Genomic DNA, 19,309 nt, shown 5'->3' with positions numbered 1-19,309 from the left:
TGACTGCGCGAGCGGCAGCGTCCTCACGCTGCAGGCCGAGTGCTTCTCGCAGACCGTGGTCCCGCAGCGTGCGGAGCCCGCGTGGCAACTCGTACGACCTGGCCGACTCGTCACCGCCTCGACTGAGGGCGCAGTCGATAGGGCCGGGTGGTGGCCGTCAGCTCGAAACCGAGGAAGGCGTAGAACGCCCGTGCCGCGGGACGGTTCTCATCGACCGTCAGGGCGATCCTGTCCCGGCCCGAGCTCTCGTGGGCGCCGTTGATCAGGCGTTCTCCGATGCCCTTCCGGCGCGCGTCGGGATCTACCGCGACGAAGTCCACGTACACCGTGGAGTCGGTCTGCAGCTGCGAGGCCACGTACCCGAGCACCGTCCCCTCCGGCGCGAAGACCAGGGTGGAGTAGCGGCTGTCGGGGTCGAGGAGCTCGGACGCCGACGCATAGGTTCCGGGGAACTCCTGATCGTGCAGCGCACGGACGGCGGGTTCGTCCGCGCTGGTGACCGGTCGGATGCCGGGAGCAGATGCTCCGGCCGGTGCGGGGGTGGTGCGGAGGTACTCGAAGTTGGTCTCCCCTGCCTGCCACCCGCACTCGTCCGCCAGCTGCGCCATGCCGCGGTTGCTGACGTCCGCGTACATCTCGTGGGCGGAGACCGGCGCCTGCGCCGTCACCGCCGCGAGCAGCGAGGGGCCCGCGGTCGGCCAGGCGTCCTCCTCCACCCAGGGGCCGTGCACCCAGGAACGGTCCAGCTCCTCGTCCCACTCGATGACGGCCGCGCCGAGGATCCGGCCGTCTGCGGAGACGGAGACGCGGACGGTCTCCAGCCAGTGCTGGTCCAGCTCCTCCAGATCGCCGCGAATGTCCGAGGCGTCCGTGCCGAGGTACGCGCACGCCGTCTCGGGGCATTGCTGCTGGTGGACGATGAAGTCCAGAACTGCCTGGTGATCGATGTCCGCGGACGTCATGAGCATCTCGCCATGCTCGGATCCCGGTCGTGAGGGGTCAACCGCTTTTCGACTGCCGGGCGATCACGCGGGCGGTGCTGCTCGCAAGGGCCGGTGCTCCTCGTGGACGAAGGGGACAGCGACCACCTGTACCGGGTCTTCGTAGACGATGCGTCCCGGGTGGTCCGTCCGCAGCTCGACCCAGGGCACCTGATGCCGGTCCAGGAGCAACGTGTCATGCCGTGCAATGTGCAGCAGGTTCACGGCCTCCTCCTTGAACCAGGAGCGCGCGCCGGCGTCGATGGCGGAGTCGTAGCAGCTGCTGTCGACGGAGCTCGGGTCCGTGTAGGCGAGGTCGCCATGAGAGTTCTGCCGACGCCCTGATCCCACGTCGGGCTGAGGCCCTCCTCTGCGTGGAGTGCCTCAGCACTCGAGATGAGCTGCCGCGAGCAGGCATCGTCGAACTCTGGTTGATCGACGACCTGGTAGCTGCCATCACGGCGGACCAGGACGTCGAGGAACAGGTCGACGGCGGCGGCACCGGGACCGATCCATGTCAACGGCGTGGAGACATCGCAGTTGATCGGGAGCTCCCGTCGGCCGATTCCCGTCTCGTGGGAATACGAGCTGCCTGACCTGGTGGACGTGCAGCGCCGTCTCTCTTTCCGCACCGACATCCATACGGCGGTGCAGGTCCATGTCGAGGGCCGTTGGGTCCTGGCCGACGCGACCCACGATGCGGCCCTGGAGAGCCTCGGCCTCACGATCGGTCGCTGGGACGGACGCAGCGACACCGAGCCCGCCTATCAGGCCGTCGGACCCGTCATCGTGCAGGGGGATGGCGGACCCGGCTCCAGGTCGCTCGAGGGGGCGATGGCGCGTATCGGGCGCCAGGTGGCGGCCACCGATCCGAACCTGATCGCGCAGTACCAGCGCGATCTGAACGAGCTGTTCGATGGGTGTCGGTAGATGCGAGATCCGGTGCCGGTCAGGGCGCGACTCGTGACGTGCGGTCACCCGCTCGGTCTGCCCAGTTGACGCAAGTCCTTCACGGCACCCGCCAGTCGATCACCTCTGCCGAGTGGAGCGGAACGGGGTCCTTCGTCAGGACGTGCGGTGTCCCGTTGAACCAGGCCCCGCGCTTGCCCGCCTTCGCGAGCTCGTCGATCCATCGGGCATTCCGCGGCGTCGTCGCGTCCGAGGAGCGGTAGGCCGCGACGTCGAGGACATCGATCTCCCTCGGCTCGATCGGATCGCCCGTGCTGCTCAGGTGCCGGTCGAAGACGACTGCGGGGCCGAGGTCCTCGACCGGGATCGCCCAGAACTCCTGCGCGGGCAGCTCGACGCCGGCGATGGTGCGCCACGCCTCCCAGATCGCGCGCGGCTGGACGGGAGACAGGAAGATCACCTCGGTCCACGTCGCCTCGAGGCCGGGGATCCATGTGTCCCGGAGCCGTCGGCGTTCCGGGGTGTCGTCGTACTTGGCGATCGCGGCCGCGAAGGCACGAGGGTCCGTCCGCTCGAGCGCACTGAGAGGCTGCAGCTCGTGTGCGCCGGCGTTGTGGGTCGTCCGGGCATGGAAGACGCAGCGCTCGGGACTCATCCTTCGATCATGCCTCCTGGAGCATCGCCCGCCCGCAGCGTCGTTCCCACCGTGGGGGTGTGGGGTGCGGCATGCCGGAGCGCAGCGGGGCGCGGTGAACGGCTCCCGTCAGTGTCTGCGGGCGATCAGCTGGAAGGTGTGCCAGTGCTTGGGGCCGCTGAAGGAGCGGCCGTCGCGCTCCTCCTCGGTGAGCTCGAGGATCTCGAGCCCGTCGAGGAGCCCCTCCACGTCGTCGCGGCTCAGGTAGGTGCCGTCGGTGTCCGCCCAGTCGTCATGGTCGCCGAAGAGGTCGACGGCGAGGATCCCGCACGGGCGGAGCGCCTCGCGGATCGTCGACCAGAGGGCGTCGAAGGCGGGCCGCGGCACGAACGGGAGCGTGGCGCAGGACAGCAGGAGATCGGCGGGAGGAAGCTCGCGCAGCTGCGCGAGGTCGGCCGTCCGGTGGTGGATCGGCCGCTCCGCGGAGAGCGCCGCCATGGCCGGTTCGACGCTCGCATCCCCGTCGACCGTGTGCACGGTGAAACCGTTCTCGGCCAGGAAATGTGCTTCGACCCCGATCCCGCACCCGAGCTCCACCGCGGTCCCGGGCCCGTCGGTCCGCGAGCACTCCGCTGCCAGCTCCGCGGCGCGGCGGGCGAGTGGCCGCACGGGTCGTGCCCGCTGAGCGGCGTTGTACGCCGAGAAATCCCGGTCCGCGCTGCAGTGCTGCATGGCCACGGATCCTATCGGCGCGCGCCGAGGCGTCACGAGAGCATCGGAGTCAGCGGACGAGCCGCATCCCCACGAGATCGAGCCGCCCGTCGGCCGCACGCCCCTCATGGCAACAGCCGGGCGATCCTTGTCCTGGTCAGGCCCGGCGGCGCATAGTGGAGGGATGAGCCAGACAGAGACGCAGACTCAGGGTCCCACGATCCCTCCGATCCCCGACGGGCTGGCCGAACGCGCTGCGCTCCTGGGCGGACCCGAGGCCACGCTCACCGATGAGCAGATCCGGGACTTCGTCTCCGAGCAGCTCGCCGCCACCGACTACGACGGCAGGAGCGTCTGCCTGATCATCCCCGACGGCACCCGCTCCGTGCCGCTGCCCAAGGTGCTGCCCGCGATCCACGACGCGCTCGCCGGCCGCGCCGCCTCCGTGACCGTGCTCATCGCGCTGGGCACCCATGCCGCGATGGGCGAGGAGGCGATCGACAGGCTGCTCGGCTCCACCGAGCGCGGCGCGCAGGCCACCTACCCGGAGTGGACCGTCGTCAACCACGCCTGGGACGATCCCGCACAGATCGCCGACCTCGGGGAGATCTCCGCCGAGCGGATCGCCGAGCTCACCGGAGGGCTGCTCACCGACGTCCCCATGCGCGTGCAGATCAACCGCCTGTGCGTCGAGTCGGACGTGAACCTCATCGTCGGCCCCGTCTTCCCCCACGAGGTGGTCGGCTTCTCCGGCGGCAACAAGTACTTCTTCCCCGGCTGCTCGGTGCACGACGTCATCGACATCTCCCACTGGGTGGGGGCCCTCATCACGGCCAGCCGCATCATCGGCACCCTCGGCATCACCCCGGTGCGCCAGCTCGTCGACGCCGCGAGCGGCCTCATCGAGACCGAGAAGCACTGCTTCACCATGGACGTGAAGGAGGGCGGCGAGGACCTCGGCGCGATCGCCTACGGCGATCCGCAGGCCGCCTGGGCCGCGTGCGCGAAGATCTCCGCGCTCACCCACATCACCTACGTCGACAAGCCCTACCAGCGGATCGTCGCGCTGGTCCCGGAGATGTACGACGACATGTGGACGGGGGCCAAGGGCTTCTACAAGTCCGAGCCCGTCTGCGCCGACGGCGGCGACGTGATCATCTACGCCCCGCACATCACCGAGGTCGCCGCGATGCATCCCGGCATCCGCGACATCGGCTATCACAACATCGAGTACTTCACGAAGCAGTGGGACCGGTTCAAGGACCACCCCTGGGGCGAGCTCGCCCACTCCACGCACGTCACCGGCCTGGGCACCTACGACCCCGCGACCGGGGAGGAGAAGCAGCGGGTGAACCGCTACTTCGCCACCTCCATCTCGAAGGAGGAGACCGAGGCGCACAACGTGCTGTACATGGACCCGGCCTCTCTCGACATCGAGGCGCTGCGCAGCGACCCCGACACCCTCGTCATCGACCACGCCGGCGAGGTGCTGTTCCGCCTCGCCTCCGAGCGCGACAGCGCCGGGGAGCAGGACGCGTGACCAGCACCGACCTCCGCCCCGCCTCCCTGTTCGCACCCGGCCGACCCGAGTTCGAGGTCACCGGTATGACCACCTCCGCGCTCGCGAGGGAGGAGCTCGTCCTGGCCGACGCGGTCTCCGCACAGCTCGAGGGCGTCGGCCGCCTCGGCGTCGCCTACTCCGGCGGCGTGGACTCCGCGACCCTGCTGGCGCTCGCCGTGCGCGCCCTCGGCGCCGAGAACGTGGTCGCCCTGCTGGGCGTCTCCCCCTCGCTCGCTCGCCGCGAGCGCCGCCTCGCCCATCGGGTCGCCGCCGTGATCGGTGCCGAGGTGGTCGAGGTGCACACCCATGAGGGCGAGAACCCCGACTATCAGAAGAACGACGCTGCTCGGTGTTTTCATTGCAAGAACGAGCTGTTCACCCGCATCGGCGAGGAGATCGTCGCCGAGCACCGGCTGGACGCGGTCGCCTACGGGGAGAACGCCGACGACGCCACCCGCACCGACCGCCCCGGCGCCGGCGCCGCCACCCGGCACCGGGTGCTGCGGCCGCTGTCCGTGGTCGGGATGACGAAGGGGCAGGTGAGGAATGTGGCGCGCACGCTGTCCCTGCCGGTCGCGGACAAGCCCGCCGCGCCATGCCTCGCCTCCCGGATCCCGTTCGGCCAGAGCGTGACCCCCGAGAAGCTGCGCCAGATCGACGACCTCGAGGACGCCGTCTACGAGCAGGGCTTCAGCGACTGCCGCGTACGCCATCACGGCGAGGTGGGCCGCATCGAGCTGCCCACCGACGAGCTGCCCCGCGCCATGGAGCCCGAGATCCGCGCGGCGCTGGTCGCCGCCGGCAAGGAGACCGGGTTCTCCCACGTGACCATCGACCTCGACGGCATCCGCTCGGGACTGTTCTCCCTGCAGATCGTCGGCAAGGGGGCGCCAGGACATGGCTGAGGGCACGGACCCGCCCGCACCACCGCGGCACCGGGCCCGATGGTGGGTCCCCGGCGCGCTGGTGGTGCTGGCCGTCCTGCTCGCCGCGGTCGGGGTGCACGTCGTGCGGACCGCGGAGACTCCCGAGGCCGGTGAGAGCGGCGGAGCCGGCGAGGCCGATCCCTCCCGGACCGTGGTCGTGGCCGTCGGGGACAGCAACACCCTGGGCGTCGCCGCCCCCGCCACCGGTCGCGCGTCCTCCTACCCGGAGCACCTGCAGCAGCTGCTCGGCGAGGAGCAGCACCAGGTCCTCAACTACGGCGTCGACAACCGCAGCCTCCTGGAGGACGCACAGTTCCCGTACCGGGACGAGAGCGCCCACCGGCTCTCCCACGACGCACAGCCCGACATCGTGCTGATCATGCTGGGCACCAACGACGCCCGTGACCCCGCCTGGGACGTCGCCGCCTACGAGGAGCAGCTGACCGCGTTCGTCGAGGAGTACCAGCAGCTGGACAGCGCCCCGGACGTCCACCTCCTGACCCCGCCCCCGGTGGTCGGCTCCGCTGGGAGGCTCGACCCTGCTGTGATCTCGGAACAGGCCCGACCGGCCGTCCGGGACGTCGCCGAGGCGACCGGCGCCGGACTGATCGACATCCACGCGGCGCTCGAGGACCACCCCGACCTGATGGGCCCCGACGGCGTCCACCCCACCGCCGAGGGCTATGAGCTGATCGCCGCCACGGTGCACGAGGCCCTGACCGGTGACGCCGCCACCGATGCCCCGGAGGGAGCGGACACCGATGATTGAGAACCTCGAGCCGTCGCGTGCTGCGGACGGCCGGATCGACGGCCTGGTCGAGCTGGACCTGGACCGTGCCCGCCGCCGCGGCGCCCCCGAGGCGGTGCTGTGCGACGCCAAGAGCGTGGACCAGGTCGCCGCGATCGCCGGTGAGTACGCGCGCCTGCACGCCGAGGGCCGCGAGGACCTCGGCCCGGTGCTGTTCACGAGGGCCGACGAGGCCCGCGCCGCCGCCGTGCTCTCCGCCCTCCCGGAGGCACGCCACGACCAGGGCGCCCGCTTCCTGGCCTGGCCCGCCGAGCCCCCGGAGCCGACGGGAGGCCTGGTCGTCGTGGCCTGCGCGGGCACGAGCGATCTGCCCGTGGCCCGCGAGGCCGAGCTCACCTCCCGCTACCTCGGCCGTCCCACCCGCCTCATCGCGGACATCGGCATCGCCGGGCTGCACCGCCTGCTCGCGCGCCTGCCCGAGCTGCGCGAGGCCGCCTGCGTGGTGGTCGCCGCCGGGATGGACGGCGCGCTGCCCACCGTGGTCGCCGGGCAGATCAGCGCGCCCGTGGTCGCCCTGCCCACCTCCGTCGGCTACGGCGTCGCCGAAGGGGGCCGCGCCGCGGCGCTGACCATGCTCTCGGCCTGCGCCCCTGGGATCGGCGTGGTGAACATCGACAACGGCTACGGTGCCGGCCATCTCGCGGCCCAGATAGCCCGCTGGGCCCCGCCGCCGGAGCGCTGATCCCCAGAGCTCGCTCGCCGCTGCTCGGCGGGCCGATCGAGCAGGCCGGCACAGCGGAATCGCACTCAGGTCGAAGCGTCGCGGACGCGAGGCCGGCGGTGCCGGAGCTGGTGTCTCATCACGGGTCGGGTGCGGTAGGTGCGCCCGATCTCGGTGAACCCTGCCCGCTGGAACATGGCGAGCGTTCCCGTGAAGAGGGCGGAGGGTGATGGGGTGCCGGTCATCCCGTCCACGTCGACAGGGTGACCGTCGAGGACCGAAGCACCGTGCTGTGCAGCCCAGTCCACCGCAGCGTCCAGCAGCGAGCCCCCGACGCCGCTCCCACGGTTCTCGCGTCGCACCACGAAGCAGGACACCCACCATGCACGCGGGTCATCGTCGAGGATCCTGGCCAGTGCCCGGTTCGTGGTGACCCCCGGAAGCGTCGAGCGGGGCACGACCCGGGTCCAGCCGACCACGTCGCCGCCGTCATAGGCCAACAGGCCGACGGGCTCCCGGGCGTCCTGGATCTCACGCTGGAGCGCGCTCCGGTCATCGGGCTCCTCGTGGCGAAGGAACCGCTGGCACCAGCACGAGTGGGGATTCTTCTCCCGTGGCCCGAAGGCCCGCCCCAGTTCCGGCCATCTCTCCGCTGTCGCAGGCACCACCCGCACCGCCGTCATCCGGTCGACGCCTCCTCAGGCCACCCGAGCCGCCCTGCCCGTTGCACGGGACTCGTGGCCGTGATCGTAGACCTGGATGAGTGCGGTCGCCCACCACGGCCTTCCTTACTTGCCCATCCGGTGGGTAAAGTAAGTGCATGTCCGCTCGCAGCCCACGCCCCGCGCACCGCCCGTCCGGCCGAGAGGCGATGCTCGCGGCCGCAGAGGTCCACCTCGGCGCCGGCGGCACCCTCACCCTGGAGACCGCCGCTCGCGCGGCCGGTGTCACCAAGGCCGGACTGATGTATCACTTCCCCACCAAGGAGGAGCTGCTCGCCGCCGTGCTCGAGAACACCATGACGCGGTACGAGAGCGAGCTGCTCGAGGTCGTCCGGCGACGGGCCGGGACCGGCGCCGCGGATCTGCCCGACGTCCCCGCTGCTCAGCGCCACCTCGCCTACCTCGACTGGGCCTGCGACGCCGCGCTCTCCGCGGCGGACCTCGTCATCTTCGCCGACCCCAGGCTGCGCGTCCCCCTCACCGAGCGCTGGCAGGCGCAGCTGGAGCGCTGGCTCGAGGTGCCCGTCGGGACCGGGCAGGACGGCCGCCGCCGACTCCTCGCCGTGCGCCTCCTAGCCGACGGCGCCTGGTTCGACCGGGCCTCGGGGCTGCTGGAGATCTCCGCCCCGGAGGCGGACTCCCTGCGTCGCCTCGCCCGTGAGCTGCTCGGGGAGACGGCATGATCGCGTGGCTGCTGCTGCTCGGCGCGATCCTCAGCGAGGTGACCGCGACCCTCTCCCTGCGCGGGGCGCTCGATCACCCTGTCCTCTACGTCGTCGTCGTGGCGGGCTATGCGGTCTCCTTCGTGCTGCTCGCGCAGGTGCTGAAGCGCGGCATGGGTCTCGGCGTCGCCTACGGGCTCTGGGGCGCCTGCGGGGTGGTGCTCACCGCGCTGCTGTCCGCTGTGCTGTTCGGGGAGGCGTTCACGGCTCTCAAGATCGCCGGGATCGTGCTCGTCGCCGCCGGGGTCGCGGTCGTCGAGCTCGGCTCCCGCACCGCACGGGCGGAGGAGGCACGATGAGCGCGCTGCTGCTGGGAGGGGCGATCCTCGCCGAGGTGGCCGCCACCCTCTCCCTGCGCGTGGCCACCGACGGCCGGCGCGCCTGGTACGCGCTGGTGGTGCTCGGATACCTGCTCGCCTTCGCGCTGCTGTCCGGCGCGCTCGCGGCCGGGATGCCGCTCGGGGTGGCCTACGGGCTGTGGGCCGCGATCGGGATCGTGCTCACCGCCCTGATCTCGCGGGCCCTGTTCCACGAGGCGCTCACCCCTGTGATGCTTGGCGGGATGGGCCTGATCGCCATCGGCGTGCTGCTCATCGAATTCGGCGGGGCGCACTGACCCCTGCGCGACCGTCCGGGTGCGCGCTGCGCGGCGGCGCTGCTCTCGCCGCACCGCTCCCCGGACCGGTTGCCGCCGGTTGCCCTCTGACGGGGTAGGCTTCGACCTGGACATCAGGGCGCAGCGCGCCCGCACCGAGGCAGCGCCGGCAGCGGCGAGGACGGAGCCGCAGGATGGCGGAGAAGCGCGTGACGATCTACGACGTCGCCGAGTCCGCCGGCGTCGCCCCGTCCACGGTCTCCCGGGCCTTCTCGCGCCCCGGGCGGGTCAGCGCCGCCACCCACGCGAAGGTGATGGCCGCGGCGAAGGCGCTCGACTACCGTACCTCCGCGCCGGAGGCACAGGAGCGGCCCGAGAGGCACCACCGCCTGGGCATCGAGGTCCCCGACCTCACCAACCCCTACTTCGCCGAACTCGTCTCCGGCATGCAGGAGGCCGCTCACGAGCTGGACTTCCTGCTGCTCCTGCTGGACACCGTCGAGGACGAGATCCGCGAGCGCTCCAGCCTCGAGAGCGCCCTGAACGTGGTCGACGGACTGGTGCTCTCCGGGTCCCGCCTCTCCGACGCCACCCTCAACCACCTCACCAAGCGCATCCCGGTGGTGGTGATGAACCGCCGCGTCGCCGGCCTCGACTCGGTCACCCCCGACTTCGAGCACGGGATGAGCCAGGCGATGGCCCACCTGGCCGAGAACGGGATCCGCACCGTCACCTACGTGGCCGGTCCGGTGAACTCCTGGTCCGACGGGGAGCGCTGGCGCGCCGCGCGCGTCGCCGCCCGCCAGCACGGGCTGCAGATCCAGCGGCACGGTCCCTTCGCCCCCACCACCGCGGGCGGTGAGCAGGCCTTCGAGGAGCTGCGCGAGTCCCTCCCGCACGCGGTGGTCTGCTACAACGACCTGGTCGCCTTCGGCTTCCTGATCTCCGCGCTGCGGGTCGGCGTGAAGGTCCCCGGCGAGCTGTCGGTGATGGGGCACGACGACATCCAGCTCTCCCGGCTCGTCGGCGGAGGGCTCACCACCGTGGTCAGCCCCAAGCGGGCCCAGGGCCGGGCGGCCATCGAGCGCCTGGTGCGGCGGATCGAGAACCCGTCGGCCCATCGCACCCCGGTCGAGGGCTCCCTGCCGGTGCGGCTGGTGCCGCGAGGCACCACCGGCCCGCGCACGTCCGGATCCTGAGGACGGGTGGGAGGGGACGGGCCCGTCGGCCCGGCAACCGGTGACAACGACCGGAAGGAGCACCGCTTGCTTGCGAGGATGTCGCCATGAGCAACGACGCCTACGTTCCGCACCCCGACCGCCTCCTGCCCGCGGACCCGGCAGTCCGCGACATCGCCCGCAGCCTGTACGAGCTGGAGAAGGACCAGCCGATCGTCTCGCCGCACGGCCACGTCGATCCCCGTCTGCTGCTGGACGACGAGCCCTTCCGGGACCCGACGTCGCTGTTCATCACCCCGGACCACTACGTCAACCGCCTCCTGCACTCGCGCGGAGTGGACCTCGCCGACCTCGGCGTGGGCCAGGGCCCGCTGGACGAATCCGCCTCCCGCCGGGCCTGGCACCTGCTGGCAGAGCACTGGCACGCCTACGCCGGCACCCCCTCCCGCTACTGGATGGAGCACGAGTTCTCGGAGGTGTTCGGCCTCGGGACCGTGCTGAACCCGCGCACCGCCGATGCGATGTACGACGAGATCGCCGAGAAGCTCACCCGCCCGGAGTTCCGCCCCCGCGCCCTGTTCGACCAGTTCGGGATCGAGGTCCTCGCGACCACCGACGACCCGGTCGACGACCTCGCCCCGCACGACGCGCTGGCCGCCGACGAGGCCTTCACCGGACGGGTGATCCCCACCTTCCGCCCCGACAAGTACCTCGAGCCCGCCCGCGCCGACTTCCGCGAGCTGGTCGACGCGCTCGGCGAGGCCGCCGGGGTCGACACCGGCACCTACGACGGTCACCTCGAGGCGATGCGCACCCGCCGCCTGTACTTCCGCGACCACGGCGCCGTCTCCTCGGACCACGCCCACATCGACCCGGGCACCGAGCGTCTGGGCGACGAGGAGGCGCGACGCCTCTACACCGCCGCGCGCGACGGCGCGATCGGCGCCGACGAGGCCGTGGCCCTGCGCCGCCACCTGCTGGCCGACCAGGCCCGCCTGGCCGCGGAGGACGGGCTCGTGATGACCCTCCACCCGGCGGTCGCGCGCAACCACAGCGACGAGATGTTCGACAGGTTCGGTGCGGACGTCGGCTTCGACATCCCCGTCGCCGTCGACTTCGTCCACCACCTCCGCCCCATGCTCAACGACGTGGGCCACTCGCCGAACTTCCGCACCGTGCTGTTCACGATCGACGAGACCGTGTTCTCCCGCGAGATCGCCCCGCTGGCCGGCGTCTACCCCTCGGTGTACGCCGGGGCGCCCTGGTGGTTCATCGATGCGCCCGACGCGATCCTGCGCTACCGCCGCGCGGTCTCCGAGACCATCGGCTACAGCCGCACCAGCGGGTTCATCGACGACACCCGCGCTTTCTGCTCGATCCCGGCCCGGCACGACATGTCCCGTCGTCTCGACGCGACGCACCTCGCAGGACTGGTCGCCGAGCACCGTCTGCGTCTCGAGGACGCCGAGGAGCTCGTGGCCACCCTGCCCGACCAGCAGCCGCGCGAGGTCTTCCGCCTCGGCGCCGCAGGAGAGAAGAACTGATGAGCACTCCCAGCCCTTCGGACGTCGGCCGCCTGGTCCATCTCGGGATCGGCAACTTCGCCCGCGCCCACACCCTGGTCGCCACCCAGCGCGCCGGCGGCTGGTCCGTCGTGGCGTTCACCGGTCGCTCCGCCGCGATGGCGGATGCACTGAACGCGCAGCACGGAGAGTACGGACTGATCGTGCGCGGCGCCGAGGGCGACGAGGTCAGCCTCGTGGACGTCATCGACGCGGTGCACCCCGCCTCCGATGTCGACACCCTGGTGGAACTGCTCGCCGATCCCTTCACCGCGGTGGTCACCCTGACCATCACCGAGAAGGGCTACGCGGCCGGCAGCGACCCGGCCACCTCCGTCCCTGCCCGTATCGCGCTCGGGCTGCAGGCCCGCCGCGAGGCCGGGGTCGCCGAGCCGATCGCCCTGGTCTCCTGCGACAACCTCACCGGCAACGGCGAGGTGCTGCGCGAGGCGGTGCTCGCCGAGCTCGACGAGGAGACCCGCGCCTGGTGCGAGGACCACGTGGACGTCATCTCCTCGATGGTCGACCGCATCACCCCGTCGGCCGACGAGAACGCCGCGCAGACCGTCCGCGACGCGACCGGCCTCGTGGACGCCGTCCCCGTGGTCACCGAGCCTTTCACCGAGTGGGTGCTCGAGGATCGATTCCGCGGTCGTCGCCCCGAATGGGAGAAGGCCGGGGTGCAGTTCACCGACGACCTCGAGGTGCACGAGCGGCGCAAGCTGCGCCTGCTCAACGGCGCCCACACCCTCATGGCCTACGCCGGGCAGGTCGCGGGGGTGGAGCGGGTGGACGAGGCGATCGCGCACCGCGAGGTGCGGGCCCTGGTCGAGCAGCTGTGGTCCGAGGCCCGTGCGACCCTGCCCCTGCCGGCCGACGAGCTCGACGCCTACACCGACGCCCTCGAGGAGCGGTTCCGCAACCCGCGCCTGGCCGACAACCTGATCCGCATCGCCGCCGACGGCACCGCGAAGCTGCCCGTGCGGGCGCTGCCGGTGATCGCCGAGCTCGGCGGCCCGGACACGGCGCCCGGCGAGGTCTCCGCGATCGCCGCCTGGACCGCCTGGGTCACCGACCGCGTGCGCGGCGGGCACGAGGTGCAGGACCCGAAGTCCGAGGCCATCGCGGCGGCGGTCGCGCTCGAGGACACCACCGAGCGCGTGAGCTCCCTGCTCGCCCTGCTCGACGTCCCGGCCATCGACCCCCTGGTGGACGCGGTCATCGCCGAGGAGCGGCGCCTCCCGCGCCCCTGAGTCGCGGCCCGCCCCGACCCTGCCCGGCCCGGCACTGGCCCGTCCTCATGCAGTGACCGGACAGTCTGGTGCGTTGGTGTTCCATGATCGGAACACCAGCGCACCAGACCTATCAGTAACTCTTGGGGAGGGGTGGGGCCGGGGTCAGCTCAGGGGGACGCCGAGGTGGGTCAGGCGCCCCAGGAAGTGGTCGGGGTCGCGCAGATCCTCGTCCGACACGCGGACCACCCGCCAGCCGAGCTCGTGGAGCACGTCGTCCTTGCGGCGGTCCCTGCGGTGGCGCCGTCGATCCGTGCTGTGCCAGAAGCCGTCGTACTCGATCGCGATCCGGAGCTCCGGGTAGGCGAGATCCAGACGGAACCTCTCCCCGGTCCGCGGCGCCCGGAGCGGCAGGTTGATCGTGGGCTCCGCGAATCCGGCGCCCTGCAGGAGGAGGCGCGTCTCGGTCTCCTTGGGCGACTCGACCCGTTCGCGGGCGTCGGCCGCGGCCGCCCGGACCCGGCCGATGCGGTACGTGCCCACGGCCTGCTCGGCCGCGCTCCTCAGCCGCTCGAGCGGGACCAGGGGAAGGACCCTCGAGGCAGGACCCACCAGGTGGTCGCAGGCGGCCACGAGGGCGAGGTGGTCGAGATCCGCGGCCAGCTCGGCGAGGAGCGCGAGCGGTCCGCTCACCCGGACGCCGCCCACCTGCGTCGTCCGTCCGCCTGGACCGGTGTGCATCACGGCGCCGCCTGCGGAACGGCGGCGCTCGGACCGGGGGACGGTGCAGTGCACGGTGCGTGTGCGCTCGTACTCGAGGCGGCGGGGGAGGGGGACGCCGAGCAGCTCGGCCGCGGAGGCGTGACTGATCACGGCACGTGGCCCCAGCTCGCGCACGAGCAGTCGGGCCACGAGCTCGAGCCTCGCCGGGGCTGCCGAGGGTGTGAGGAAACCCGGGATGGCCTCGACGAACTCCGGGGAGGCCAGGCGTCTCGGGTGCACTCCCCGGGCACGGAGCTCGGACCGTCGGTACAGGCTGCGGGGACCTGGGGACCAACGAGGTGTCATGGGCGAGGACCGTAGAGCAGGACCCGACGGCGGGGCGAGACCGAAGCTCGTCCTGTGGATGCGCAGCCGCTGGGGAGGAACCGTGCTCCGTGGCGTCCTCCGTGCGGGCACGTCCGATCCCGTGCGCACCCCTACCGTCACGAGATGCGCTCGGCCATCACCTGCGGACCGCGAAGTCTGGTGCGTCTGTGTTCCATGGGTGGAACACAGACGCACCAGACTGTTCGGTCACCGCAGGGGGACAGGGGTTGGGGGCGCGAGAGGTCGCGGGTCAGGGGGTGGCGGGCCAGGAGGAGCGGGGGAGGGCCGGGAGCCAGCAGCGCACCGTGGCGGCGTACCGGGCGTAGTCCTCGCCGAAGCGCGCGGCCAGGTCCTGCTCCTCGAGAGGACGCACCAGCAGATGCCACAGCACCCCGCCGGCCAGGGCGTACACGATCACCAGCCAGGAGGCGCCGAGCAGGCCCACCGCGACGCCCTGCGCGATCCCGGCGACCGCCATCGGGTTCCGCACCCAGCGGTACGGGCCGGCGACCACCAGGCGGTGCGCCATCGCCCCGGGCAGGGGAGTGCCCCTGCCGAGCCGGGCCATCGTCGCCGCCGACCACACGCCGAGGGCGCTCGCGACCAGGAGGAGCACCATCCCGGCGACGGCGATCGCCACGGCGGCGCCGTGACCGAGCAGCACGGCCACGCCCCAGCGGCGCTCGAGCCAGATCGCCGGCAGCGGGAGAACCACCAGGAACAGGGTCCAGAATGCCGTCATCTGCACGAACGTGGCCACCAGGGGTGACTCGGAGAGGGGCCGACGGGCCGGGCGGAAGGCCAACGGCCCCACGAGGAACCGCTCCACCGGGATCCGGCCCTGGAGCACCAGCAGCCCCGCGCCCACCGAGCCCGCGGAGGCGGCGAGCATCGCCACCGCACCCCATCCCGCTTCACCGGTGAGCGTCGCGTACAGGACCATCCCGGTGGTGACCAGCAGGGTCCAGGGCGCCGCCACCCAGGCGGCACGGCGCACGCCGAGCGCGACCAGCGCCGAGGCCACGACGAACAGAGGGATGTCCAGTGCCCCGACCAGCAGCGGATCGAGCCGGCCCAGGGTCGCGGTGCGGACTGCCTCCACCGTGGGCACGAGCACCCACCACAGCGCGCCCGCGAGGGCCTGGAGGGCGAAGTAGGCGCGACCCGACGCGCGGCGGAGCAGTGGCATGGCCGAGCCAGGATATCCGCGGACGAGGCGGGACCAGGAGAGTCGGCCCGGTGGGCGCGGACCCGGCCTCCGATTCTCAGGCCAGGTCGGCGAGCTTCTCGAAGCGCTCGAGGCGCTCGCGGTAGTACTCGGCGTGCGCGGCGACGGGCTCGACGCGGGTGAGCACCGGGACCTCGGCGACGGGCACGCCCGGCGCGGCCTGCTCGAGCGCCATCACGGCCGCGCCGCGCATGGTCGAGCGGGAGACGGCCACGTGGTCGATCGGCATCGCCAGGGCGTCGGAGAGCAGGTGCAGCCAGCCGGGGATCGCGCCGGTCATGCCGCCGGAGAGCACGATCCGCTCGGGCTCGCCGCCGGCCTCGCGCATCTGGTCGGCGATGCGCAGGAAGGACAGGGCCACGCCCTCCATCGCCCCGAGCAGCATGTCCTTCCAGGTCGTGGAGGCGCCGACGTTCGCGAACATCGCCCGCGAGCTGCCGCGCCACTTGGTGCCGCGCTCCCCGGAGAAGAAGGGGATCACCAGTGGGGTGCCGTCCGAGGGAGGTCCGGAGAACAGCGTCGCCGTGTCGGTGGCGTCGATGTCGAAGGGCATCGCGAGCTCGTTGCGGCACCAGTCCAGCACGCGGCCGCAGTCGCTCATCGCGGAGCCGACGAGGGTGCGCTGCTGGTCCACGCGGTAGGCCCACAGCCCGCTGGGCAGGGCGGGGATCTCGGAGTCCAGCAGCTGGCGGATCGCGCCCGAGGTGGCGGTGGAGATGCCCCAGGTCCCGGCGCCCAGCGCGCCGATCCCGAGGTTCGCGGCCAGGCCGTCGCCGATCACCGGCAGCCACACGGCGCGCCGCAGCTGCGGGAACTCCGCGGCGAGCGGGGTGCCCTCGACGGGCAGCGCGTCGTCCGGGTCCACCGCCGGCCCCATCATCGACAGATCGACGCCCACGGCCTCGAGCAGCTCGGGCACGTACTGGCCGGTGCGGCGGTCGATCATGCCGGACCAGGCGGCCGAGGCGGTGCCGAGCGCGGCCCTGCCCAGAAGCTTGAGGGCCGCGTACTCGCCGAGCGCCATGAAGCGGTCGGTGCGGGCGACGACCTCGGGATGCGTCTCGCGCAGCCAGGACAGGCGCGGCGCGGTGTACGAGGAGTGCAGGCGGGCGCCGGTGCGCTCATGGAGCGCGTCCACGTCGAGCGTCGCGGCGAGCTGGTCCACCTGGGCGTGGCAGCGGGTGTCGGCGTAGGTGATGCAGGGGGTCAGCGCGCTGCCGTCGGCGTCGACCGCGACCAGTGAGGAGGCGAAGGTGTCGAAGCCGATCGCGAGCACCTCGCCGGGCAGCGGCCCGTCGCCGAGCACCGCGGCGAGGGAGGTGTGGATCTCCTCGACCACCTGATCGGCGTCGATGGTGCTGGTGCCGTCGTCGTCCACGGTGAAGGCGTGCGCCTCCTTGTGGGTGCGCTTGTCGACCTCGCGGCCGGAGGCGTCGTAGACCGCGGCGCGGGTGCCGCCGGAGCCGATGTCGATCCCGACGACCAGGGGGCCCTGGGCGTCCTCGGCCGGGATGCTGAAGCGGGGCATGGAGGTCTCCTGCAGTCGTCGGGGTGCCTGCGCGCGCTCGGCGTCGAGGCGGCGGCGCGGGCCGTCGGACCAGCATACGAGCCGCCGTGGCACCGGCCGGCGCCTGGCCGCGGGTTGCCACAGGGCCGGGACGACGACGCGGCGCCCGTGGTCCCGGCCCGTCGGCGCGCCCGGCTACTCCAGCACGGACTGTCCCAGGTACTCGCCCTCGGCGCATCCCGGCGGGATCGCGAACACGGCCGAGCCGATCGGGGTGGTCCACTGGTTCAGCAGGTCCAGCGTGTCCAGTCGGCGTTGGATCGGCAGGAACTGTCGCTCCAAATCGGCCTGGAAGGACACGAAGATCTGCCCCGACTCGGAGACCGACCCGGCCCCGGGCGGCGGTGCCTCGTCGTAGTTGTACGGCCGACGGAAGATCTCCTGGTGCTGGCCCTCGTCCACGCCCCGGGCCCGGCGCATGTGGGAGAACTCGCCGATCACCGGGAAGCCATGGGCGGAGGCCTTCGCGAAGTCCGGTGCGGTGGACTCGGTGCCGCCGCTGAGCGGTGCCCCGGAGTCCAGACGGGTCCCGACGGCCGCCTCCCGGGCCGCACGGTCCGCCTCGTCCCAGCCGTCCAGATCCATCCGGATCCGGCGGATCACCATCGAGGTGCCTCCGGCGAGGGGCCCCTCCTCGATCCACACCACCGTCGAGAAGTGCTCCGAGTCGAGCGCGGGGTTCGCACTGCCGTCGAGCTGCCCGAACAGGTTGCGCATGGTGATGCCCGGCGCCTGCGTGCCGCGCGCGCGGCGGAAGCCCGGCTGCACCCAGCGCACCGTCGTGAAGGACCGGGCGTCCTTGAGCAGCATCCGCGCCGCGTGGGAGACGGTCAGCGGATCCTCGGCGGCGACCTGCAGCAGCAGCTCACCGCCGGTGAACCGGTCCTCGAGCCGGTCGATCCCGAAGGCCGGCAGCGGGGCGAGCCACGGCGGGGACCTCCGCTCGGCGCGCTCCATGAGGCCCGGGCCGAAGCCGACGGTGACGCTGAGCGAGGCCGGCTCCGAGGCCATCTCCGGTTCGGTGTCCGCCAGGGCGGGCTCGCCGCGGGTGAGGCGGGCCGCGTCGTCGGTGAGCAGGCGCAGCAGCCGTAGGACCCCGTCGCGGTCCACGCCCTCGCGCAGGTCCAGGGCCAGGAACATCGCCGAGGCCGGGGCGGGCGTCCCGATCCCGGCCTGGTGCTCGCCGTGGAAGGGGACGGTGAGGCCGCCGTGCACCGCGGACGCATCGGCGCCGTCCCGTCCGCTCGCCGCGCCGGCTGCGCGAGGGCCCTGCAGGGAGCGGTCCAGGCCGACGGCCGCCGCGCCCACACCGAGCGCGCCCATGCCGAGGCCACCGGCGCGCAGCAGCTGGCGGCGGCCGGGACGCGACGGGCCGTGGGCAGGGACAGGGGGCGGGGTGGGCTCGTGCGCGCTCATTCGTCGGCCCCGTGCCCGGCGTCCCCGTGCTCGGCGTGACCGCTCTCGTCGTGCTCGCCGCCGCCGTCGGACGCGCCGGACCCGGGGGAGTGCTCGGGCTCGTACTGCTCCTGGGCCCCGGCGAAGTCCTTGACCGTCGCCGTGAACGGGTGCTCGGTGCCGTCCTCGAACTCGAGGGTCAGCTCCACCTCGTCGCCGGGCAGCAGCGGCTCGGCGAGGTCCATGAGCATGAGGTGGTTCCCGCCCGGCTCGAGCACGAGCTCCTCGCCGGCGGGCAGGGCGAAGCCGCCCTCCTTCTCCCGCATGCTCATGCCGCCGGAGCCGTCGGAGGCGGTCTCGTGCAGCTCGACGGCGGGGCTCACGGGCGTGGTCGCGGCGACCAGCACCAGATCCTGGTCGGTGCCGTTGGTGACCGTGCCGAAGGCGGCGCTCATGCCGCTCGCGGCGGCCTTGATCCAGGGGTCGGTGACGGTGAGGCCGCCCCCGTCGGCGCGTGCCTCGGCGCCGTCCTCGGAGCCGCCGTCGCTCGCACTCCGCGCCCCGTCGGCGCCGCCTCCCGTGCCGCCGGAGCAGGCGGCGAGGGGGAGCAGCAGGGCGGCGAGGGCCGCGCGTCGGGGAAGCGGCGCGGAGACGGGGAGGGCGGCGGGTGGGGAGACGGATGCGGAGACGGATGAGGAGACGGATGCGGTGACGGGCAGGGCGGAGCTGTGGGACGTGCTGCGGGACATGAGTGGTCCTTTCGGGATCGCTCCGGCGGCCGGCGGCGCAGGTCGCGGCCGACGGGGAGCGGTGCGGGACCCGCACGACG

Annotated in this window: 21 protein-coding genes and 1 pseudogene; 11 read left to right on the top strand and 11 right to left on the bottom strand. The window is 72.6% G+C overall.

Translation table 11 applies throughout. The annotated features are described in order from the left end of the window. Positions 1-110: 110 nt before the first annotated feature. The 3 genes and pseudogenes from ACT3SP_RS01260 to ACT3SP_RS01250 all read right to left on the bottom strand — a co-directional run. The gene (locus ACT3SP_RS01260; RefSeq protein WP_444585416.1) at positions 111-968 is read right to left on the bottom strand and encodes a GNAT family N-acetyltransferase; all 858 of its coding nucleotides are present in this window, start codon (positions 966-968) and stop codon (positions 111-113) included. A 57-nt stretch (positions 969-1,025) separates the two neighbouring features. Continuing rightward, the gene (locus ACT3SP_RS01255; protein ID WP_444585415.1) at positions 1,026-1,331 is read right to left on the bottom strand and encodes a hypothetical protein; all 306 of its coding nucleotides are present in this window, start codon (positions 1,329-1,331) and stop codon (positions 1,026-1,028) included. Positions 1,332-1,456: 125 nt separating this feature from the next. After that, positions 1,457-1,501: pseudogene (locus ACT3SP_RS01250) on the bottom strand (hypothetical protein); the annotation flags it as partial. A gap of 4 nt (positions 1,502-1,505) precedes the next feature. On the opposite strand from ACT3SP_RS01250, the gene ACT3SP_RS01245 reads away from it, so the two are divergent. Continuing rightward, on the top strand, positions 1,506-1,910 hold the full coding sequence (locus ACT3SP_RS01245; RefSeq protein WP_444585414.1) for a hypothetical protein: 405 nt from the start codon (positions 1,506-1,508) through the stop codon (positions 1,908-1,910). Between the two features lie 79 nt (positions 1,911-1,989). On the opposite strand, the gene ACT3SP_RS01240 is transcribed toward ACT3SP_RS01245, so the two are convergent. Both ACT3SP_RS01240 and ACT3SP_RS01235 read right to left on the bottom strand, forming a co-directional pair. Beyond that, positions 1,990-2,544, bottom strand: coding sequence for a hypothetical protein (locus ACT3SP_RS01240; RefSeq protein WP_444585413.1), 555 nt, complete (start codon positions 2,542-2,544; stop codon positions 1,990-1,992). 108 nt (positions 2,545-2,652) lie between these two features. Then, positions 2,653-3,255: a class I SAM-dependent methyltransferase gene (locus ACT3SP_RS01235; protein ID WP_444585412.1), complete on the bottom strand. Its 603-nt coding sequence runs from the start codon at positions 3,253-3,255 to the stop codon at positions 2,653-2,655. A gap of 163 nt (positions 3,256-3,418) precedes the next feature. Here ACT3SP_RS01235 and ACT3SP_RS01230 point away from each other — a divergent pair, with 163 nt between their 5' ends. The 4 genes from ACT3SP_RS01230 to larB all read left to right on the top strand — a co-directional run bounded on the left by ACT3SP_RS01230 (position 3,419) and on the right by larB (position 7,211). Further along, the gene (locus ACT3SP_RS01230; protein WP_444585411.1) at positions 3,419-4,774 is read left to right on the top strand and encodes a lactate racemase domain-containing protein; all 1,356 of its coding nucleotides are present in this window, start codon (positions 3,419-3,421) and stop codon (positions 4,772-4,774) included. Positions 4,775-4,839: 65 nt separating this feature from the next. Beyond that, positions 4,840-5,700: an ATP-dependent sacrificial sulfur transferase LarE gene (gene larE / locus ACT3SP_RS01225; RefSeq protein ID WP_444585556.1), complete on the top strand. Its 861-nt coding sequence runs from the start codon at positions 4,840-4,842 to the stop codon at positions 5,698-5,700. Then, positions 5,693-6,490 carry a GDSL-type esterase/lipase family protein gene (locus tag ACT3SP_RS01220; RefSeq protein WP_444585410.1) on the top strand — a complete coding sequence of 266 codons (798 nt, stop codon included), beginning with the start codon at positions 5,693-5,695 and terminating at the stop codon, positions 6,488-6,490. Before larE ends, ACT3SP_RS01220 begins: the two co-directional genes overlap by 8 nt. Then, a complete protein-coding gene (gene larB / locus ACT3SP_RS01215) occupies positions 6,483-7,211 on the top strand; it encodes a nickel pincer cofactor biosynthesis protein LarB (RefSeq protein ID WP_444585409.1) in 729 nt (242 codons plus the stop codon). Before ACT3SP_RS01220 ends, larB begins: the two co-directional genes overlap by 8 nt. Positions 7,212-7,276: 65 nt before the next feature. Here larB and ACT3SP_RS01210 read toward each other — a convergent pair whose 3' ends face one another. Continuing rightward, positions 7,277-7,873 (bottom strand): GNAT family N-acetyltransferase, encoded by a 597-nt coding sequence (locus ACT3SP_RS01210; protein WP_444585408.1) that lies wholly within the window; start codon positions 7,871-7,873, stop codon positions 7,277-7,279. 137 nt (positions 7,874-8,010) lie between these two features. On the opposite strand from ACT3SP_RS01210, the gene ACT3SP_RS01205 reads away from it, so the two are divergent. The 6 genes from ACT3SP_RS01205 to ACT3SP_RS01180 all read left to right on the top strand — a co-directional run bounded on the left by ACT3SP_RS01205 (position 8,011) and on the right by ACT3SP_RS01180 (position 13,222). Continuing rightward, the gene (locus ACT3SP_RS01205) at positions 8,011-8,595 is read left to right on the top strand and encodes a TetR/AcrR family transcriptional regulator (protein ID WP_444585407.1); all 585 of its coding nucleotides are present in this window, start codon (positions 8,011-8,013) and stop codon (positions 8,593-8,595) included. After that, positions 8,592-8,933, top strand: a complete 342-nt coding sequence (locus tag ACT3SP_RS01200; RefSeq protein ID WP_444585406.1) for a DMT family transporter — start codon at positions 8,592-8,594, stop codon at positions 8,931-8,933. Before ACT3SP_RS01205 ends, ACT3SP_RS01200 begins: the two co-directional genes overlap by 4 nt. Then, a complete protein-coding gene (locus ACT3SP_RS01195; RefSeq protein ID WP_444585405.1) occupies positions 8,930-9,250 on the top strand; it encodes a DMT family transporter in 321 nt (106 codons plus the stop codon). The genes ACT3SP_RS01200 and ACT3SP_RS01195 overlap by 4 nt, the downstream gene beginning before the upstream one ends. 173 nt (positions 9,251-9,423) lie before the next feature. Beyond that, the gene (locus ACT3SP_RS01190) at positions 9,424-10,428 is read left to right on the top strand and encodes a LacI family DNA-binding transcriptional regulator (protein WP_444585404.1); all 1,005 of its coding nucleotides are present in this window, start codon (positions 9,424-9,426) and stop codon (positions 10,426-10,428) included. An 86-nt stretch (positions 10,429-10,514) separates the two neighbouring features. Next, complete coding sequence (uxaC, locus tag ACT3SP_RS01185; RefSeq protein ID WP_444585403.1) at positions 10,515-11,951, top strand: glucuronate isomerase; 1,437 nt, start codon at positions 10,515-10,517, stop codon at positions 11,949-11,951. Then, positions 11,951-13,222, top strand: coding sequence for a mannitol dehydrogenase family protein (locus tag ACT3SP_RS01180; protein ID WP_444585402.1), 1,272 nt, complete (start codon positions 11,951-11,953; stop codon positions 13,220-13,222). The genes uxaC and ACT3SP_RS01180 overlap by 1 nt, the downstream gene beginning before the upstream one ends. 144 nt (positions 13,223-13,366) lie before the next feature. On the opposite strand, the gene ACT3SP_RS01175 is transcribed toward ACT3SP_RS01180, so the two are convergent. The 5 genes from ACT3SP_RS01175 to ACT3SP_RS01155 all read right to left on the bottom strand — a co-directional run bounded on the left by ACT3SP_RS01175 (position 13,367) and on the right by ACT3SP_RS01155 (position 19,229). Beyond that, positions 13,367-14,113: a DUF559 domain-containing protein gene (locus tag ACT3SP_RS01175; RefSeq protein WP_444585401.1), complete on the bottom strand. Its 747-nt coding sequence runs from the start codon at positions 14,111-14,113 to the stop codon at positions 13,367-13,369. Between the two features lie 427 nt (positions 14,114-14,540). Then, positions 14,541-15,479: a methyltransferase family protein gene (locus ACT3SP_RS01170; RefSeq protein ID WP_444585400.1), complete on the bottom strand. Its 939-nt coding sequence runs from the start codon at positions 15,477-15,479 to the stop codon at positions 14,541-14,543. A 76-nt stretch (positions 15,480-15,555) separates the two neighbouring features. Next, a complete protein-coding gene (locus ACT3SP_RS01165; protein WP_444585399.1) occupies positions 15,556-17,046 on the bottom strand; it encodes a gluconokinase in 1,491 nt (496 codons plus the stop codon). 174 nt (positions 17,047-17,220) lie between these two features. Further along, positions 17,221-18,501 carry a Dyp-type peroxidase gene (locus ACT3SP_RS01160; protein WP_444585398.1) on the bottom strand — a complete coding sequence of 427 codons (1,281 nt, stop codon included), beginning with the start codon at positions 18,499-18,501 and terminating at the stop codon, positions 17,221-17,223. Continuing rightward, complete coding sequence (locus tag ACT3SP_RS01155; RefSeq protein WP_444585397.1) at positions 18,498-19,229, bottom strand: copper chaperone PCu(A)C; 732 nt, start codon at positions 19,227-19,229, stop codon at positions 18,498-18,500. The genes ACT3SP_RS01160 and ACT3SP_RS01155 overlap by 4 nt, the downstream gene beginning before the upstream one ends. Positions 19,230-19,309 lie beyond the last annotated feature (80 nt).

It is taken from the genome of Brachybacterium sp. AOP43-C2-M15 (assembly GCF_052446295.1).
Lineage (GTDB): Bacteria > Actinomycetota > Actinomycetes > Actinomycetales > Dermabacteraceae > Brachybacterium.
The sequence above is the reverse complement of the archived record's forward strand: the minus strand, read 5'-3'. Positions and strand labels throughout refer to the sequence as shown.

Bases quoted from the DNA above. Each gene is read 5' to 3' on its own strand.
- ACT3SP_RS01205 (WP_444585407.1), top strand. From the start codon at position 8,011: ATGTCCGCTCGCAGCCCACGCCCCGCGCACCGCCCGTCCGGCCGAGAG.
- ACT3SP_RS01160 (WP_444585398.1), bottom strand. From the start codon at position 18,501: ATGAGCGCGCACGAGCCCACCCCGCCCCCTGTCCCTGCCCACGGCCCG.
- ACT3SP_RS01260 (WP_444585416.1), bottom strand. From the start codon at position 968: ATGCTCATGACGTCCGCGGACATCGATCACCAGGCAGTTCTGGACTTC.
- ACT3SP_RS01165 (WP_444585399.1), bottom strand. From the start codon at position 17,046: ATGCCCCGCTTCAGCATCCCGGCCGAGGACGCCCAGGGCCCCCTGGTC.
- ACT3SP_RS01200 (WP_444585406.1), top strand. From the start codon at position 8,592: ATGATCGCGTGGCTGCTGCTGCTCGGCGCGATCCTCAGCGAGGTGACC.
- ACT3SP_RS01230 (WP_444585411.1), top strand. From the start codon at position 3,419: ATGAGCCAGACAGAGACGCAGACTCAGGGTCCCACGATCCCTCCGATC.
- ACT3SP_RS01235 (WP_444585412.1), bottom strand. From the start codon at position 3,255: ATGCAGCACTGCAGCGCGGACCGGGATTTCTCGGCGTACAACGCCGCT.
- ACT3SP_RS01180 (WP_444585402.1), top strand. From the start codon at position 11,951: ATGAGCACTCCCAGCCCTTCGGACGTCGGCCGCCTGGTCCATCTCGGG.
- ACT3SP_RS01170 (WP_444585400.1), bottom strand. From the start codon at position 15,479: ATGCCACTGCTCCGCCGCGCGTCGGGTCGCGCCTACTTCGCCCTCCAG.
- ACT3SP_RS01195 (WP_444585405.1), top strand. From the start codon at position 8,930: ATGAGCGCGCTGCTGCTGGGAGGGGCGATCCTCGCCGAGGTGGCCGCC.
- uxaC (WP_444585403.1), top strand. From the start codon at position 10,515: ATGAGCAACGACGCCTACGTTCCGCACCCCGACCGCCTCCTGCCCGCG.
- larB (WP_444585409.1), top strand. From the start codon at position 6,483: ATGATTGAGAACCTCGAGCCGTCGCGTGCTGCGGACGGCCGGATCGAC.
- larE (WP_444585556.1), top strand. From the start codon at position 4,840: ATGACCACCTCCGCGCTCGCGAGGGAGGAGCTCGTCCTGGCCGACGCG.
- ACT3SP_RS01190 (WP_444585404.1), top strand. From the start codon at position 9,424: ATGGCGGAGAAGCGCGTGACGATCTACGACGTCGCCGAGTCCGCCGGC.
- ACT3SP_RS01240 (WP_444585413.1), bottom strand. From the start codon at position 2,544: ATGAGTCCCGAGCGCTGCGTCTTCCATGCCCGGACGACCCACAACGCC.
- ACT3SP_RS01220 (WP_444585410.1), top strand. From the start codon at position 5,693: ATGGCTGAGGGCACGGACCCGCCCGCACCACCGCGGCACCGGGCCCGA.
- ACT3SP_RS01210 (WP_444585408.1), bottom strand. From the start codon at position 7,873: ATGACGGCGGTGCGGGTGGTGCCTGCGACAGCGGAGAGATGGCCGGAA.
- ACT3SP_RS01155 (WP_444585397.1), bottom strand. From the start codon at position 19,229: ATGTCCCGCAGCACGTCCCACAGCTCCGCCCTGCCCGTCACCGCATCC.